The organism is Anaerococcus lactolyticus ATCC 51172 (assembly GCF_000156575.1).
Taxonomy (GTDB): domain Bacteria; phylum Bacillota; class Clostridia; order Tissierellales; family Peptoniphilaceae; genus Anaerococcus; species Anaerococcus lactolyticus.
Map to the genome: position 1 here is coordinate 2,118 of NZ_GG666056.1, position 16,060 is coordinate 18,177.

At 34.6% G+C, this 16,060-nt stretch carries 16 protein-coding genes, 1 tRNA gene and 1 pseudogene; 16 read left to right on the forward strand and 2 right to left on the reverse strand.

Annotated features, from left to right (window positions below; genetic code table 11):
• Window positions 1–288 precede the first annotated feature (288 nt).
• From HMPREF0072_RS12190 to HMPREF0072_RS09490, 3 genes and pseudogenes are all read left to right on the forward strand, one after another.
• Window positions 289–459, forward strand: a complete 171-nt coding sequence (locus HMPREF0072_RS12190) for a hypothetical protein (protein WP_004829918.1) — start codon at window positions 289–291, stop codon at window positions 457–459.
• A gap of 113 nt (window positions 460–572) precedes the next feature.
• A pseudogene (locus tag HMPREF0072_RS09485) lies at window positions 573–1,100 on the forward strand (PcfB family protein).
• Window positions 1,101–1,294: 194 nt separating this feature from the next.
• On the forward strand, window positions 1,295–2,137 hold the full coding sequence (locus tag HMPREF0072_RS09490; RefSeq protein ID WP_004829924.1) for a DegV family protein: 843 nt from the start codon (window positions 1,295–1,297) through the stop codon (window positions 2,135–2,137).
• Between the two features lie 73 nt (window positions 2,138–2,210).
• On the opposite strand, the gene HMPREF0072_RS09495 is transcribed toward HMPREF0072_RS09490, so the two are convergent.
• Entirely contained in the window at window positions 2,211–3,116 is a 906-nt protein-coding gene (locus tag HMPREF0072_RS09495; RefSeq protein WP_039931431.1) for a diacylglycerol/lipid kinase family protein, read from the reverse strand.
• 48 nt (window positions 3,117–3,164) lie between these two features.
• Window positions 3,165–3,584 (reverse strand): PaaI family thioesterase, encoded by a 420-nt coding sequence (locus HMPREF0072_RS09500; RefSeq protein ID WP_004829928.1) that lies wholly within the window; start codon window positions 3,582–3,584, stop codon window positions 3,165–3,167.
• Window positions 3,585–3,697: 113 nt separating this feature from the next.
• Here HMPREF0072_RS09500 and HMPREF0072_RS09505 point away from each other — a divergent pair, with 113 nt between their 5' ends.
• The 13 genes from HMPREF0072_RS09505 (at window position 3,698) to HMPREF0072_RS09565 (ending at window position 16,052) form a co-directional block, all read left to right on the forward strand.
• The gene (locus HMPREF0072_RS09505; protein WP_004829929.1) at window positions 3,698–5,026 is read left to right on the forward strand and encodes a CapA family protein; all 1,329 of its coding nucleotides are present in this window, start codon (window positions 3,698–3,700) and stop codon (window positions 5,024–5,026) included.
• Entirely contained in the window at window positions 5,023–5,583 is a 561-nt protein-coding gene (locus HMPREF0072_RS09510; protein WP_004829932.1) for a phosphatase PAP2 family protein, read from the forward strand. Before HMPREF0072_RS09505 ends, HMPREF0072_RS09510 begins: the two co-directional genes overlap by 4 nt.
• A 31-nt stretch (window positions 5,584–5,614) precedes the next feature.
• Window positions 5,615–5,701, forward strand: a tRNA-Leu gene (locus HMPREF0072_RS09515).
• A gap of 267 nt (window positions 5,702–5,968) precedes the next feature.
• On the forward strand, window positions 5,969–6,760 hold the full coding sequence (locus tag HMPREF0072_RS09520; protein ID WP_039931433.1) for a membrane protein: 792 nt from the start codon (window positions 5,969–5,971) through the stop codon (window positions 6,758–6,760).
• Window positions 6,747–7,544, forward strand: coding sequence for a hypothetical protein (locus HMPREF0072_RS09525; protein ID WP_004829937.1), 798 nt, complete (start codon window positions 6,747–6,749; stop codon window positions 7,542–7,544). Before HMPREF0072_RS09520 ends, HMPREF0072_RS09525 begins: the two co-directional genes overlap by 14 nt.
• A gap of 11 nt (window positions 7,545–7,555) precedes the next feature.
• Entirely contained in the window at window positions 7,556–8,200 is a 645-nt protein-coding gene (locus HMPREF0072_RS09530; protein WP_004829938.1) for an ABC transporter ATP-binding protein, read from the forward strand.
• 714 nt (window positions 8,201–8,914) lie between these two features.
• Complete coding sequence (locus HMPREF0072_RS09535; protein ID WP_004829941.1) at window positions 8,915–9,136, forward strand: hypothetical protein; 222 nt, start codon at window positions 8,915–8,917, stop codon at window positions 9,134–9,136.
• Between the two features lie 123 nt (window positions 9,137–9,259).
• Window positions 9,260–11,893 (forward strand): DNA polymerase I, encoded by a 2,634-nt coding sequence (gene polA / locus HMPREF0072_RS09540; protein WP_004829942.1) that lies wholly within the window; start codon window positions 9,260–9,262, stop codon window positions 11,891–11,893.
• Complete coding sequence (gene coaE / locus HMPREF0072_RS09545) at window positions 11,880–12,482, forward strand: dephospho-CoA kinase (protein ID WP_004829944.1); 603 nt, start codon at window positions 11,880–11,882, stop codon at window positions 12,480–12,482. Before polA ends, coaE begins: the two co-directional genes overlap by 14 nt.
• Window positions 12,469–13,125 carry a lytic transglycosylase domain-containing protein gene (locus tag HMPREF0072_RS09550; RefSeq protein WP_004829947.1) on the forward strand — a complete coding sequence of 219 codons (657 nt, stop codon included), beginning with the start codon at window positions 12,469–12,471 and terminating at the stop codon, window positions 13,123–13,125. The genes coaE and HMPREF0072_RS09550 overlap by 14 nt, the downstream gene beginning before the upstream one ends.
• Before the next feature lie 74 nt (window positions 13,126–13,199).
• Window positions 13,200–14,528, forward strand: a complete 1,329-nt coding sequence (rsxC, locus tag HMPREF0072_RS09555) for an electron transport complex subunit RsxC (protein WP_039931435.1) — start codon at window positions 13,200–13,202, stop codon at window positions 14,526–14,528.
• Between the two features lie 8 nt (window positions 14,529–14,536).
• Complete coding sequence (locus tag HMPREF0072_RS09560; RefSeq protein ID WP_004829950.1) at window positions 14,537–15,520, forward strand: RnfABCDGE type electron transport complex subunit D; 984 nt, start codon at window positions 14,537–14,539, stop codon at window positions 15,518–15,520.
• Entirely contained in the window at window positions 15,510–16,052 is a 543-nt protein-coding gene (locus tag HMPREF0072_RS09565; RefSeq protein ID WP_004829953.1) for an RnfABCDGE type electron transport complex subunit G, read from the forward strand. Before HMPREF0072_RS09560 ends, HMPREF0072_RS09565 begins: the two co-directional genes overlap by 11 nt.
• Window positions 16,053–16,060 lie beyond the last annotated feature (8 nt).

The window sequence follows — 16,060 nt, forward strand, 5'->3', positions numbered from 1 at the left end:
AGATGAACTCATAAAAGCAAATCAAGATGGAACATACAAAACATATAAAAGCACAGAAGAAATAAAAGCGATGAGCAATGAAGAAATACAGATTATATATTCCGACATGAAAAACTATCTATCAGACAAAAGAACACACATAAACTACTAAAGGTGGAATTGCAAAAGGACATCCAAATGAAGAAGATTGTTATAGAGTATTAAATGAAATCAGAAAACTAATAGAAAAGAAGAAATAGAGATTAGATGTTTTTATAAAATCAGAATTTGACAATTTGGAGGAACGAAATGTTAAAAGGAATTGGTTATCTATTATTTGGTATAGGTTTAGGTTTTATGTCTCCTAAATTTATCAAGCAATATAAAAAAGACAAAAACATTGAAAATACACTTGAAGTTATTGGAGTTTTATTATTAGCAGCTTCAAGCATTCTTTTAGGTGTTTTGGAATTTATGTAGAATTATAAATCCCAGTTTGCCAGATTAACAACCAAATAAAAACAAGCAAAGGGAAGTATAGAAAAATTAAAGCCTATACTTCCCTTTTTTAATTCAAACAAAGGAGATAAAACATGATAAACGAAGAAATAAGTAAAGAAGCAGGGCAAGCAGCACAAACCATAATAACATACACAATAAAGGCAGCAAAAGAATCAATCAACTTAGACAAAGAAATAAGAAAAAAGATGAATGAAACTTTAGAAAAAGCAAACGGAAACTTAAAAAGACTTATGGGCGATGAAATAAAAATAAAAGACCTCTACAAGAAAGGACAACTAGAAAATATAAGCATAGATCAAAGCGACCTCAAAGACTTAAAAAAAAGAACTAAACAAACTTGGAGTAAACTTCTCGGTAATGAAAAACAAAGAAAGCAAAAACTATGAAATATTCTTCCAAGCCAAAGACATAAAAGTAATGGAATATGCCTTTAAGCAAGTCATAGCCAAAGAAAATAAAAAAGAAAAAGAAAGTATCCTAAAACAAATAAAGAAATACAAAGACCTAACCAAGAACAAGGATAAGACAAAAGAAAAAGTCAAAAGAAAAGTAAAAGAAAAAGTAAAACCAGCAAAAAAGATTTGATCAGAGAAATCTAAATTAGATATTTTATATAAGCCCCTAAAATACTACTGGGTCTAGGATCCTTTAGAAAATTCGTTGAAAATTTAGTTTTAGATTATTTCCTTGACAAAGAAATCTTTAAAGATAGAATAATTACATCTAGTTATTAAAACTAGATACGATATTTAGGTCTATAAGACTAAGTGAAAAGAATATAAAGGAAATATAAATGGAAAAGATTGCGATTTTGACAGATTCTGCTAGTAATATTAAAGAAAATATTAGCGAGGGGATTTTTGTGGTGCCCTTGTATGTGAATTTTGAAAATGAATCAAAGAGGGATTTGCTTGAAATAAGTCCAAGTGAACTTTTTGCGAGGATTGATGAAGAAAAGCCATATACATCCGCTCCTTCTATAGAGGATTTTAGGGAAAAGATTAAGATGATTTGGGAGGCTGGCTATAGTAAAATCCTTGCTATTGCCGTTTCCCACGCCTTGTCAGGCTCCTATAATGCTATGAGGCTTGCCCTTGAGAGTCAGGATATGGAATATGTCCTCATTGATAGTTTGAATATTACAATGTCTGAGGGACTTTTGGTAATGTATGCTAAAAGTATCGTAGGTCAGGTGGATAGCCTTGATCAGTTAGCAAAAAAGATTGAGGAGAAAATCAATGATACCCGTCTTATTGCGACTGTTAGTGATTTAAAATACCTGATTAGGGGCGGGAGGTTGAGTACTGTTGAGGGATTGATTGGAGGAACCCTTAGGATAAACCCAGTCCTTGGTCTTGATGAAAAAGGAACTATTAAAAACTGTAAGTCGGTTATGGGTAAGAAAAGGGCCTTGAATTTCATAGTTGACGAGACAAAAAAAGCCTTACAAAAGGCTGAGAAATATTATTTGGCTATTGCCTATGGCAAGGATAAAGAGGATATAGCTGGCATTAAGGAGAAATTATCAGACCTCATAGAGGGTGCTAATCTTTATTTGGAAGGTCCAGTTACAGCTGTTTTAGGAACTCATTCAGGACCAAGTGTCTATGCTGTAAGTTTTTTAAAAATTAAATAAAAAAGGAACTGACCTCAATTTTCTTTTGAAAAGAGGTCAGTTTTTTGTTATAACTTAATAAGTGCCACGAAACTTATTTGCTAAAGATGACCCAATTAAGGGCCTTTGGCAAGGCTTCGAATTTTATTTCATTTGTTTTAAAGATTTCACCATCAGCATTGGCAAGAAATTCAGTTTTAGACTTGATAGTCCCTGATGTTACCTTTATTTCCCTAAGGTATTTGCTTGATTGGTGGAGACCTTTTTTATATTTTATAATCATGGATGGTAGTTTGATAAGGGGGATTTTGTCAGCCAAGATTAGGTTTAGGACACCATCATCAATCTTTGCTTCTGGGGCTGGATTAAAGCCCGATCCATAAAAGGCTCCGTTACAAAGGGCTGATATTAAGTATTCTCCCTTGATTTGAAAACTTGATCCATCAATTAATTTAAGGTCGAAATTTAATTTTTCATAGGTTAAATTTGTGAGACTCCTAATTGTGGCCTTGGTGTAGGCGGACTTGCCGAGCTTTGGATTTTTTTCTAAATAGTCATAGGCTCTTTTTAAGACTTGGGTGTCAAAACCGATGCTTGTCACGTTTATAGAATAAAAGTCGTTAATCTTTATCAGGTCAATTTTTTTTGTCTTAAAATCCAAAAGTGAATCTAAGGAAAAAGACTCGTATGAAAAGTTTTTTGCAAAATCATTGCCTGTACCTGTTGGAATGAGGCCAAGGGTCATATTTTTCCCATAGGCGACATTAACAAGCTCGTTTAAAGACCCATCACCACCACAGATTATAACTATTTTTTCGTCATAAGCTAGGGAGTCAAAGGCATCTATCAAAAACTTGGTGTGATTTTTATACCTGGTGTCTACCACTTCAATCTCATCAAGCCTTCCTGCCTTTCTAAAAGTCTCTTCTATATCTTCTTTTCTTATGTCAAATTCTGTCTTACCAGCCTTTGAGTTAATAATAAATAAAATTTTTCTCATAGTTAATCCCATTTATCCTTTACTTATAGTCCAAGTATGTCTTGTGGACTAGAATTTTCTATACTTTCCCTTTGTGTAGGCTAATTCAGCAGAAGCAGAGGGATTTATTTTTTTGCCTAAAATGGCAAACTCAGCCCTGGTTACAGCACAAATTTTTTCATCATCGCCGTAAACTTCGCAATCTACAGTGATTATCCTAGACCCTCTTTTGATCACCTTGGCCTTGGCGTAGATATATTCTGTTGCCATGAGGGGTCTTAAGAAGTTGGTTGTCATAGAAAGGGTAGGGGCTGTGTACTTTTTGGCAGAGGCAATGAAACCTGAAGCGTTATCAGCCATGGTCATGAGGACTCCACCATGCACAGCATTTATTTCATTTAGAAAATTTTCTTCCATCTTACACCTTAAAATCAAATTATTTTCGTCTATTTCTCTGATTTCTATATCAAACTGATCATTAAAACTCATATTAACTCCTTGATAAGTATAATTATATGATTTTTGAAAAATCTTTCATTCTTTTACAAGAAAAGATGAATAATTTTGTTAAATAGTATAAAATATATGAGTAAGGAGCGTTTATGAAGAAGAAATACCTATTAATTTTCCTAAGTTTAATCATGGCCTTAGGCTTAGGGGCTTGTTCAAATAATAAAGATAGCAAAGAAATTACAATAAAAACTGTGACAGACCTTATAACAAGGCTTGATAATTATCAGAAAGTCAAGGAAGAGGAAAAACGCCTTGCAGAAGAAGAAAAAAAACAAAAGACTTCAAAAAAATCTATTCAAGAAATAGAAAAAGAAGAAATAGAAGCAAAAGCCAAAAAAGAATTGGAAGAAAGAGCAAAGAAAAAACCTGTAATCAAGAAGGCTAAGTTAAAGGCTTTTGGCGATATTATGGCTCATATAGCTCAGATTCAGTATGCCCACAATAAGGGTGGGGGAGAATATGATTTTTCAGATCAATTCACTTATATAAAAGATTTCGTGAAAAATGCTGATATATCTATTGGAAACTTCGAAACAACATCGAATCCAAACTTGCCATATGCAGGCTTTCCAAGATTTAATGTACCAGAATCCTATTTAAAAAACCTCAAAGATATTGGATTTGACATAGTTACTACAGCCAACAACCATTCTATGGATACAGAGCTTGAAGGAGTCATGACAACAATGGATGCAGTAAAAAAAGCTGGTCTTGATTATGTTGGATCCTTTAAAAATAAGTCTGAAAGAATTTTACTAAAAGAAGTAAACGGTATCAAAATTGCCTTTCTCGCTTATACTTATGGTTGTAATGGCAGGGAAAATCTAATTGTACCAAGGGAAGAAGTCGACAATCTTTGCTATTTATCAAATGAAGAAGAAATAAAAAAAGACATAAGTATGGCAAAGGCTCAGGGGGCAGACTTTGTGGTAGTTTACCCTCACTGGGGAATTGAATACCAATCTATGCCAAACGAGGCTCAGACAAGTCTAGGTAGGAAGATGATAGATTGGGGAGCAGACCTCGTAATAGGCAACCATCCACATGTGGTAGAACCAGTCGAACTTTACCAAGCAAGTGACGGCAGGGAAGGCCTAATAGCCTATGCACTTGGTAATTTCATTTCTTATCAAAATTATGAAAACAATAAGGATATTAGGGTGGAACAGTCCCTCGCCCTTGAAATTGATTTGGAAAAGGACCTAAAAAGTGGCAAGAAAAAAATCGCCGACGTGACCTTCCACCCAATATGGGTTGGTTCTTATTATAATGAATATGGAATAGATGTTAAAAACCATTTAACAGAAGACTTTCTCGAAGGCGGAAAATATTTTGATCTAGTAAACGAAAGCCAAAGAGCGAGGATAAAAAAAGCCAACGACATGACCTTAAAAATTGCAAATACAGGAGTCCAATGATGGTAAATTTTGAGCTTAATATCCTAAACGCCATACAAAACCTGAGATCTACGCCCTTAGATAAGTTTATGGTAACAATCTCATCTGTAGGCAACCTATCTCTAATATGGATAGCCTATATCCTAATATTTTTAGCAGCCAAAGAATTAAAGAATCAAGGCAAGATAATGATAATAGCCTTTATCTTAAATATTTTGCTGGTAAACCTACTGGTAAAAAACCTAGTAGCAAGGCCAAGACCATATGAAGTGGCAAAGTTTACAGGCCTTTTGGTCCACAAACTATCTGACAATTCCTTCCCATCAGGCCACACATCTTACGCCTTCACCTTTGCCACAATTCTCACCATCTTAAATAAGAATAAACCTTTAATTATTTTTACAGATCTTCTTGCAGTATTGATTGCCTTCTCAAGGCTCTACCTTTACGTCCACTTCCCAATAGATGTCCTAGCAGGGATTGGATTTGGGATATTGATAGGAATCTTGTCGATAAAAATATATAAGTCACAAAAATATAGGCAAATAAAAGAAAAATATAATTTACATTTGGCATAAAGTGTGATATAATGAATTGGTAAGCATTTATGCCGGTGTGTCGGAACTGGCAGACGAGATAGACTCAAAATCTGTTGTCCTCCGGGGCGTGTGGGTTCGAGTCCCACCACCGGCACCAAACACTCAATAAGCGTTGGATTCCCAACGCTTTTTTGCTGTCTAAATTTTAAAAAATCATATCCAGACTAATTTCAGCTTTTGCAATACCTATAATTTATCATAATCTTTATAAAAATATTAAATGAAGTTTTGTAACATTTTTATTTCTAATTCGTTATTATAGTAGAGGTACTCTTTAAAAAGATTGAAAAATAAAGTTTTAATGATTAATAATGGTTGATTTTAAAGATTTTAAATGTTCGCAGTTTGATTAATGGAGGGATATATGTCTTATAGGCTAAATGTAATTTCAAAAGTAATGAGAAGTAGAAAGTTTTTCTTGTCTATATTGATTATTTTATTATCTATGATTTTTTCTTTAACTGCCTTTGTTGAAGAAGGCATGGAATACTTTTTCAAACACGACTATGCTATGACATTTTTACAAGGATATAACGGGGATAGGTCTTTGCTTGTAATTTTAGCACCTCTAATCGCAACCCTTCCTTTTTCCGCCCAACATGTTGAAAACAGTAAGAGTGGAACAATGAAATATCTTGTAGCAAGAATGGGATATAAAAAATATTTCAATTCTAATTTCATAATAAATTTTCTCACATCTTTTATAACTTTCGCTTTTGGTATGGTCATATTTTTTATAGGGTGCTTTGTGTTTTTTTCCAAGAATCTCAATATGGATGCCTATATGGGAATGACAGGAGTATCCACCTATAAGAAGCTTATAGATAAATCTGCCCTACTTTATATATTGGCAATAATTCTACATTGTGCATTTGTAGGTGCTTGTTATAGCAGTGTGGGGCTTTCTTTATCTTATTTTATTAAAAATAAGTTTGTCGCTTGGATAGGACCTTTTATTATAGCAACAATAGGATCTTTGTTTGCGATGTTTGTTGGACTTACAAAGCTTGAGCCAATGGCAATATTCGACGTGTCAAGAGTCCAAGGCATGACTCCTATATTTATTATTTCCTACCTGCTGATAAGCCTCTTCCTAGCCTATATTTTATCTTTATTGAAATTTAAAAAGGACATAGAAAACGATGAAGAAATATAAAGACTTAAAAACGTTCTATATTATCTTTATATATCTATTAGTGGCAGGTTCAATACTTGCAAGTTTTAGCCAGCTTATTAGCTTTAAATATAAGTATGGGAATTTTAACTTTGGTGAAATGATTCTTCTAATGTTTAACGACTCCTATACTGGATATTTTACTTTTCCTTTTTTATTAGGCTTTGTTTTGATGATTCAAAGTCCAGTTGAAGGAAATATATTCTTCACTCTAACAAGGTACACAAATAGGAAAGAATTTTATAAAAACAAACATACAAAAGTTATTAAAAGCCTTTTAGATTATGTGGGTTGTATTTGTTTATTTTGCCTAATAGTAGGGATAGGATCTTCAAATTTTGGATTTAATATTTCTCAAGCAACAAAAGAATTTGCAAAAATTTATTTGCTAGGGAATTTTGAAACGAATAACATAATTTTGGAAATATTTAAGCTAGTCATTTTGCAGGTTTTGCTCCTATATTTCTTTTCCCTAGTCCATGCTCTTTTAATACAATTTAGGATTTCACAATCCCTTGTATTTGTCATATATACAGGCATCCTAATAATTGCGGCAGGAATGAGTTTGGGATTTTTTGGGGATGTGATTAAGGATTTTTCTCTTTTTTCATTAGCAAGTTCAATTAATGGATGTGGGATAAAGTTTATTTATAGGTTGTTAGTCCTAGCAGGTATAGATTTGATTTTGCTTATATTGAATTTTAAAATATTTGAAAATAAAGACATTAACCTTCCAAAGGGAAGTAAAGAGTATCAGAACGAGTAAGGAGGTAGAATATGGATCTTATAAGATTAGAAAATGTATCAAAAGCTTTTGGAAATAAGAAAGTAATAGATAATATTTCCTATAATTTTGAAGCAGGTAAAATATATGGGATTGTCGGAACAAACGGGTGTGGAAAGAGTGTTTTATTTAAGTTGATTTCAGGCTTAATGAAAGCATCTTCTGGTAAAATTATAGTTAACAATGTAGTTGTTGGAAAAAATGGGGCTATGCCAGCTGACTTGGGTTTACTAATTGAACATCCAGGATTTTTGCCAAACCTAACAGGATTTGAAAACTTAGACCAATTAGCTGCTATTAAAAACAAAATCACCAAGGCAGATATTGATGAGATTTTAAAAGAGGTAGCCTTGTACCAAGATAAGGATGTAAAGGTAAAAAAATATTCTTTAGGAATGCTCCAAAGACTAGGAATAGCCCAAGCCCTTATGGAAAAACCAAAACTCCTGCTCCTTGATGAACCCTTTAATAGTATGGATCACGAAGGAGTAGTAGAACTCAGGGAAATAATTAAGTCTTACATTAGAAGCAGTGGAGCAACAATGCTTATTACATCCCACAACAAGGAAGATATCGACATCTTATCTGACCAAGTTCTAGTTTTAAAAAATGGAAAACTAAAGGAATTAAAAGATTGAGAAAAAAACTCAATCTTTTTTGCTAAAACATTATAAATAATTTGTGTGTGGTCCCTTATTCACTTTATATTATTCATATTTATATTATTCTCTTTAAAGTCTGCTTTAATACCTCTCTTAAAGCCTACTTAATGACCCCTTTAGAGTCTGCTTTGATATGTATTTAAGTAGGCTTATATATGATTTGAAATATTTTGAATTTTGCCATAGAAAAAAGCAAGGCACTCTACCTTGCTTTTTGCGATTCGTATGAATCTGATTTCCTTTTTTCTTGTCCCTAATCACACCTATACTGATAACAATTAGTGGTTAGTGTTGTGCATTTGCACTTTTTCACATCTACATTATACTATTTAATTACTATTTCATCAAAACTATAAATCTGCTATAATAAATGTGTTATCACTCCCTACACTGATAACAGTTAGGAGGTGAGTTTATGGATACACTGCATTCTTTTTTATTGTCTGTTGTGGTTGGCGTGACTACTCACTACGTCATCAAGTGGTTAGACAGACATATCAACAGTGATAACTAGCCCAAATAAAAAAGCAAGGCTCGTACCCTTGCTTTTTTACGTGAATCTTATGGATTCTGCATTCCTTTTACTCACAAACATTATACTACGTGAGTATTAATTTTCAATATCTTGTATTTTATATTTCAATTTGAATATCAAATTCATTCCGGTATACTGAAATCAAGGAGGATTTTATGAAAAATACTAAAAAATGTCCTAAATGCGGCTCTAGTGAGATAATTAAAATCCCTGGCAAGGCTGGTGCTTATGGCTCTGGTAATAATATACCTATTGGTGCGAGCATACTTTCTGCTGTGCCAGTTGATAGATATCTTTGTACTGAATGTGGATATTCAGAAGAATGGGTAGACCTTGATAACATTGAAAAGGTTGAGAAAAAGTACAGAGATAAGTAACAAAATATATTTTAATGGAAACATTGCAAGATGTTTCCTTTTTTTCTTTAAAAAATTTCCAATATAAGTTATACTATAAGGTAGGATAGTGTTTTATGCTATTTTGATAGTTAAGGAGATATAATGAAGAAAACTGTTATGTTGATTGATGGGTCGAGTTTGATCTTTAGGGCTTTTTTCGCTCTACCAAACCTTTCCAACAATGACGGGGTTATGACTAATGGCGTTTATGGTTTCTTGACCATGTATAGGAACGCCTTTGATAAATATAAGCCAGACTATGTCCTCGTTGCCTTTGACAGGTCATCAAAGACCTTTAGGAATGACGAGTATAAGGACTATAAGGCTAATAGGGATAAGACTCCAAACGAGCTTTCCTACCAGTTTGGGATTTTGAAGGACGTCCTTGATTCTATGGGGGTTAAGTACACTGACCTTGATGGTTTCGAGGCTGATGATATAGTTGGCACCTATGCAAGGATGGCCAAGGAAGCTGGAGATGAGGCTGTTCTTATCACTGGTGATAGGGATTATTTGCAGCTTGTTGACGATAATGTCCTTGTATATCTGTCCAAAAAAGGCGTTTCGGATACTGTAGAGTACACAGTTGATAAAATCAAAGAGGAATATGGGATTACTCCTAAGCAACTTATTGATGTGAAGGGTTTGATGGGAGATAAGTCGGATAATATTCCTGGTGTTGATGGCATTGGCGAAAAGCGTGCTTTAGAATTTATTAGAAAGTATGGGTCAATTGAGAATCTTTACGACAACCTTGATGAGATTTCTGGAAAGAAGACCAAGGAAAGTCTAGAAAACAATGAGGCTGTCGCATATATGTCTAAAAAAATCGGCACCATTGTAACCCACGCTCCAGTAGAATTTGATTATGACGATCTTGCACTTGGTGAAGTTGACAAAGAAGGACTTAGGGAGAAATTTTCAAAACTTAATTTCAATAAGTTTTTGGAAGAACTTGATGGGGACGGATCTGAAAGTGAAAGCAAGGAATTTACCTATAAAATTGGCGGAAATTTAAAAGACCTAATTGATTCTAGCAAGAAAACCAAGGAAATTTTCTTTAAATCAGTTTATGATGGTGAAAATTATATCCATTCTGAAATCTATAGTCTTGCTATTAAGACTAAGGATACTGATACGTATATAATCGAGCCAGAGAAAATTTCTGAACTAAAAAATATTTTTGAAGATAAAACTATAAATAAGATTTCTTTTGATATTAAAGAAGAGATGGTGCTTTTGGATAAGCTAGACATTGACCTTATTGGTCCTTATGATGATTTGATGCTCATGCACTATTTAATTGACCCATCCAGGTCTTCCTATGATTTGAAACTTTTAAGTCAGTCATATTTGACCTATGAACTTGATAGCGATGAAAGTCTAATTGGCAAGGGAGCTAAGACTAAAAAATACGCTGAAGTTGACCAAGATGACCTTGCGAAGCTTTTAGCTAGTCAAGTAAATGCCATAGAAGATTCTAGAGATAAGGTCTTTAAAAACTTGGCTGAATATGAAATGGTTGACCTTTATGAAAATATAGAAAAAAGGTTGGCAAGAGTGCTTGCATCAATGGAAATAATTGGATTTGGCACTGACAGGAAAATCCTTGAAGGTCTTAAGGCAGATTTAGAAAAGCAAATCGAAGCAATAACATCAGAAATTTACGACCTAGCTGGTAGTGAATTTAATATAAATTCAACTAAACAATTGGGCGAAGTTTTATTTAAGGACTTGGATCTTCCGGTTGTAAAGAAAACAAAAACCGGATTTTCTACAGATGCAAAGGTGCTTGAAAAGCTTAGAGATAAGCACCCAATTATTGAAAAAATCGAAAGATACAGGGAAATTTATAAATTGCGTTCAACCTATATAGAAGGGCTTGAGAATGCTATTGATGAAGATGGCAGGATTAGATCAACCTTTAGGCAAAATATTGCTTCGACAGGCAGACTTTCAAGTCAAGAGCCGAACCTACAAAATCTTCCAATCAAAACTGACGAAGGAAGGGCCATTAGGAAGGCCTTTAAGGCAGGCGAGGGCAAGATTTTAATTGATGCTGACTATTCACAAATTGAATTAAGAATTTTAGCAAGTCTTGCAGATGATAAGAATATGCAAGATGCCTTTAACCGTGGCATTGATATCCATACTCAAACAGCTTCAGAAGTTTTCCATACTCCCCTAGATGAAGTCACAAAACTTCAAAGATCTGAAGCCAAGGCAGTAAATTTCGGTATAATTTATGGTATAAGTGACTATGGCTTATCGCAAAATTTGAATATTCCAAGACCTAGGGCCAAGGAGTATATTGACAAGTACAAAAAATCCTACCCACAAATCAAGGAATACATGGATGACGTCGTACAACTCGCTAGAAGCCAAGGCTATATAGAAACTTTATTTAAAAGACGCAGGTATATACCAGAAATATCTTCGAGAAATTTTAATGTCAGAAGTTTTGGTGAAAGGATTGCCCTAAATACACCAATCCAAGGCACAGCTGCTGACATAATTAAAATAGCAATGATAGATACCTATAATAAGCTTAAGGAAGAAGGCCTTGATGCCAAAATTATCCTTCAGATTCACGATGAAATAATCATAGAATCCAGCGAAAAGGATAAGGAAAAGGCACGTGATATACTTAAGAAATGCATGGAAGGTGCAGCAAAGCTCAAGGTAGACTTGCTAGTAGATATTGGTTTTGGAGAAAGCATGTATGAATCCAAATAAAATAGTAATTACAGGCACAATCGGTTCGGGCAAATCAGCTGTAAGTGAAATTGTTAAAGATTTAGGCTTTAAAGTCATAAGTGCCGATGAAGTTAATAAAAAACTTTTGGAAGAAGGTGGGCAAAATTACGAAGCCATCAAGGCAGATCCCTTCTTTAGAAAGGCCTTTGACGGCAATATCCTAGATAAGAAACATCTGGCGAAGATGATTTTCTCGGCGCCTGACCTTATGAAAAGGCTAAACTCTTTGACTCATCCCATAATTGTAAGGGAAATTGAAAATGAAATTAATAGGATTGGTGAGAAAAATATTTTTATCGAGATTCCATTATTTTATCAAATGACAGTGAGATTCCCTGCTGACTTGGTCTTATTTGTTGAGGCAGATAAAAATATCCAAGCCCAAAGACTGGCAAAAAGAGACGATATTGGTGGATTTTATGCAGAGTCAAAGATAAGAAACCAAGAAGCCCTAATGGGTCCAAGGTATGCAAATGAAATTGTAATTAAAAACAACACAAGCCTTGAAGACCTAAGGGAAAATGTAAAAAAAATCCTAAGAATGGAGAAAATATATGAAAGTAATTAAATGGTTTGGCAAGCTTATAGGTTTTATCTTTCTTGCAATCTTAATTTTATTTGTAGTTTGTTATGCTACCATAGCCTATCAAACTTCAAGGACAAGGATTAGCTACCAAGATGAGATTTATAAGTGTTCTGAAAAGTATAATGTGGACCCACTTTTAACAGCATCAATTATAAAAGTAGAATCAGATTTTGATAAGGATGCTAAGAGCCATCAGGGAGCCCAAGGTTTGATGCAACTACTAAATGAAACTGCATCCCATGCAGCAGAGTTGACTGGCAAAGAATATTTTCCAGACAAGCTATCTGATGTTGAATACAACTTAGACTTAGGTATAGCTTATTATGATTACCTTTATAGGTATTACAATAATAGGGACCTTGCCCTTGCAGCTTACAATGGTGGGGTAGGTAATGTTGACAAATGGATAAAGGAAGGTTTGCTTGACCCAGCAAATCCTGATGTTTTAAAAATTCCATTTGAAGAAACTAGGCAGTATGTAACTAAAATTGATGCAAATTATGATGTGTATAAAAAATTTTACAAGAAGGGTCTGCCTAGCGAAAAGAGAATGGCTAATCTAAAGCAGTTGGCCTTTGATAATTTTATGGTTTTTATCGAAGATATTATAGCAAATATTAGATAAACCATTGAGAAATTTCCCGATATAATCTATAATATAGGTATCGGGAAATGAAATTTTTTAAGAAGGAGAAATTTATGGCAGCTAATACTGTGACATTTGCCCACGGTGTTAAGATGGAAGAATACAAAGAGCTTTCAGAAAATAGCAGTCTTCATACTGCAAATATACCAAAGCTTGTAACTATTCCACTCACCCAACATATAGGTGCACCAAGCAAATGTAATGTTAAGAAAAATGACGAAGTTGCTGTAGGAGATCTTTTAGGATCTGCAGTAGGTAACTTTTCAGCAAATATCCACTCCTCAGTAGCAGGAGTTGTAAAAGATGTTATCGATATTCAAAGTGCCTCAGGCAAAAATTGCAAGGCAGTTGTAATCGATACAGAAGGTTTCGACCAAGAAGTAGAATATACCGAGGTTAAAAATGTAACCCTAAGCCCGGAAGAAATTGTAGCTAAGGTCAAAGAGGCAGGAATTGTTGGTATGGGTGGTGCGGCTTTCCCAGCGCACGTCAAATATTCACCAAATAAACCAATAGATACTGTAATAGTAAATGGGGCAGAGTGTGAACCTTACATAACTTGTGATGACTACATAATGAAAAATTATCCTTTACATATAATAAAAGGACTCATCCAAGTACTTAAGGCTGTAAATGCCAAAGAAGGTGTGATTGCCATAGAAAACAACAAGCCAGCTGCTTATAAATCTATGACAGAAGCCTTAGCAGAGTTTGCCAAGACAAATAAATTTGATGGAACAATCAAAGTTGTTAGCCTTGAAACTAAATACCCACAGGGTGATGAAAAAAGACTTATAAATGCAATCCTAAAAAGAGAAGTACCATCAGGTGGACTCCCAATGGATGTAGGAGCAGTTGTTTCTAACGTTTCAACTGTAAATGCGATTTATGAAGCCCTATATATGGGTAAACCACTTTATGAAAGAATTCTTACAGTGACAGGTAGGACAGTTAAAAATCCTCAAAATATGCGCGTAAGAATTGGTACAAGTTTTAATGACCTCATCGAAGAAGCAGGCGGTGCTGAAGAAATTGCCAAGGTTATTAACGGTGGACCAATGTGTGGTATAGCCCAACCTGACCTTAATAAACCAGTAGAAAAAGCAACAAACTGTATCTTAGTTTTTGATAGCAAGGATGCCTTCATAGAAGATCCTACACCATGCATCAGATGTGGTAGGTGTGTAAGCGTATGTCCGGTATTCTTATTACCAAACTACATCCACAAACATGCTCTTGATGGTAGGTTTGAAAAGGCAGACGAAGAAGGAGCACTTGATTGTATTGAGTGTGGTTCTTGCTCATTCGTTTGTCCAGCCAGAAGACCATTAGTTGAGGCAATAAAGTTTGCTAAGAGACAAATAAGACAGGCAGGAAAATAGGGGGAAATATGGAAAATAATAAACAATTATTAGTAACAGCTTCTCCACATATTAGGAGTAAAAGAACAGTTGCAAATGACATGCTTGATGTTATTATTGCACTAATTCCAGCAGGCGCTGTTTCTGTTTACTACTTTGGTTATAGGGCTCTAGTTCTTATCTTAGCATCTGTGATCACTTGTGTATTGGCTGAGACAATATTTAATAAATGCACCAAAAGGCCTAATTCGGTAAAAGACCTATCAGCAGTTGTAACTGGTATCTTACTAGCTTATAACGTGCCATTTACACTTCCAGTATGGCAACTTGTAATTGGTTCTGTATTCGCAATTGTAATTTGTAAGATGCTCTATGGTGGTATTGGTCAAAATATCGTAAACCCAGCCTTAGGTGCGAGAGCATTTTTGATGGCATCTTGGTCATCTACAATGACAAACTTTGTACCAACTGAAAGAGTAGCAACACTTAAAACAGTTAGCGATGTATCAATGCTAACAGCAGCAACACCACTTTCTGATCCAAAATCTTACACAATTATGGACTTATTTATAGGTCACATACCAGGTTGTTTGGGTGAAATAAGTGCGCTTGCCTTATTAATCGGTGCTTTATACTTATTAGTTAGAAAAGTAATTCACATAAGAATTCCACTAGTATACATACTAACAACTACCGTAATCCTCGCAATCTTTGGCGATAAGGTAAATCTAGAATATATACTCAAAAATATTTTATCTGGTGGTCTAATCCTTGGTGCCTTCTACATGGCAACAGACTACACCACAGCTCCAATAACTCCAAAAGGACAAATCGTATTTGGCTTCGGTTGTGGATTAATAACTGCAGTTATTAGACTTTGGGGTGGATACCCAGAAGGTGTTTCTTATTCAATCTTACTTATGAACCTCCTAGTACCAGTTATAGAAAAACATACTAGAGATAGGATTTTTGGTAAGGCCAAGGCAAAAAAAGGGGGAAAAAATGAACAATAGTTTAAAATTAGGTTTTAAATTACTTCTTATTACCTCAGTTACAGCCCTAGCTCTAGCCTTTACAAATAACATGACTAAGCCAATCATAGAGGCTCGTCAACAAGAAGAACTAGAAGAATCTTTGTCAGTTGTTTATAAGGCAGATAGCTACGAACAGCTAGATGTTGAAAAACCTGATACAATAGAAGCCGTTTACAAGGCTAAGGGTGCTGACGGGGACGGATATGTTTTCCAAATCCTATCACCAGGCGGTTATGGTGGCGCTATAGAATTTTTAATCGGTGTTGACAAAGACCATAACATAACTGGATTTGCTCCACTAAACCATTCAGAGTCTGCCGGTTTCGGTAAGCAAATGGAAGAAGATTTCTTCAAACAGGGAATGGTTGGAGTAAACATGGACAAAGAAGTTAAGGCAAGTAAAACAGGTGGAGAAAATGAAATAGTAGGCATAACAGGTGCCACAATTTCAACTACTACTATTCTTAGAGGTATTAACGCCGCTAGAGAAGTACTTACTAAGCTAGAATAGGAGATATC

What these genes read in the sequence shown, in the direction of transcription:
- HMPREF0072_RS12190 (WP_004829918.1), top strand. Translation starts at nt 289, where the DNA reads ATGTTAAAAGGAATTGGTTATCTATTATTTGGTATAGGTTTAGGTTTT.
- HMPREF0072_RS09490 (WP_004829924.1), top strand. Translation starts at nt 1,295, where the DNA reads ATGGAAAAGATTGCGATTTTGACAGATTCTGCTAGTAATATTAAAGAA.
- HMPREF0072_RS09495 (WP_039931431.1), bottom strand. Translation starts at nt 3,116, where the DNA reads ATGAGAAAAATTTTATTTATTATTAACTCAAAGGCTGGTAAGACAGAA.
- HMPREF0072_RS09500 (WP_004829928.1), bottom strand. Translation starts at nt 3,584, where the DNA reads ATGAGTTTTAATGATCAGTTTGATATAGAAATCAGAGAAATAGACGAA.
- HMPREF0072_RS09505 (WP_004829929.1), top strand. Translation starts at nt 3,698, where the DNA reads ATGAAGAAGAAATACCTATTAATTTTCCTAAGTTTAATCATGGCCTTA.
- HMPREF0072_RS09510 (WP_004829932.1), top strand. Translation starts at nt 5,023, where the DNA reads ATGATGGTAAATTTTGAGCTTAATATCCTAAACGCCATACAAAACCTG.
- HMPREF0072_RS09520 (WP_039931433.1), top strand. Translation starts at nt 5,969, where the DNA reads ATGTCTTATAGGCTAAATGTAATTTCAAAAGTAATGAGAAGTAGAAAG.
- HMPREF0072_RS09525 (WP_004829937.1), top strand. Translation starts at nt 6,747, where the DNA reads ATGAAGAAATATAAAGACTTAAAAACGTTCTATATTATCTTTATATAT.
- HMPREF0072_RS09530 (WP_004829938.1), top strand. Translation starts at nt 7,556, where the DNA reads ATGGATCTTATAAGATTAGAAAATGTATCAAAAGCTTTTGGAAATAAG.
- HMPREF0072_RS09535 (WP_004829941.1), top strand. Translation starts at nt 8,915, where the DNA reads ATGAAAAATACTAAAAAATGTCCTAAATGCGGCTCTAGTGAGATAATT.
- polA (WP_004829942.1), top strand. Translation starts at nt 9,260, where the DNA reads ATGAAGAAAACTGTTATGTTGATTGATGGGTCGAGTTTGATCTTTAGG.
- coaE (WP_004829944.1), top strand. Translation starts at nt 11,880, where the DNA reads ATGAATCCAAATAAAATAGTAATTACAGGCACAATCGGTTCGGGCAAA.
- HMPREF0072_RS09550 (WP_004829947.1), top strand. Translation starts at nt 12,469, where the DNA reads ATGAAAGTAATTAAATGGTTTGGCAAGCTTATAGGTTTTATCTTTCTT.
- rsxC (WP_039931435.1), top strand. Translation starts at nt 13,200, where the DNA reads ATGGCAGCTAATACTGTGACATTTGCCCACGGTGTTAAGATGGAAGAA.
- HMPREF0072_RS09560 (WP_004829950.1), top strand. Translation starts at nt 14,537, where the DNA reads ATGGAAAATAATAAACAATTATTAGTAACAGCTTCTCCACATATTAGG.
- HMPREF0072_RS09565 (WP_004829953.1), top strand. Translation starts at nt 15,510, where the DNA reads ATGAACAATAGTTTAAAATTAGGTTTTAAATTACTTCTTATTACCTCA.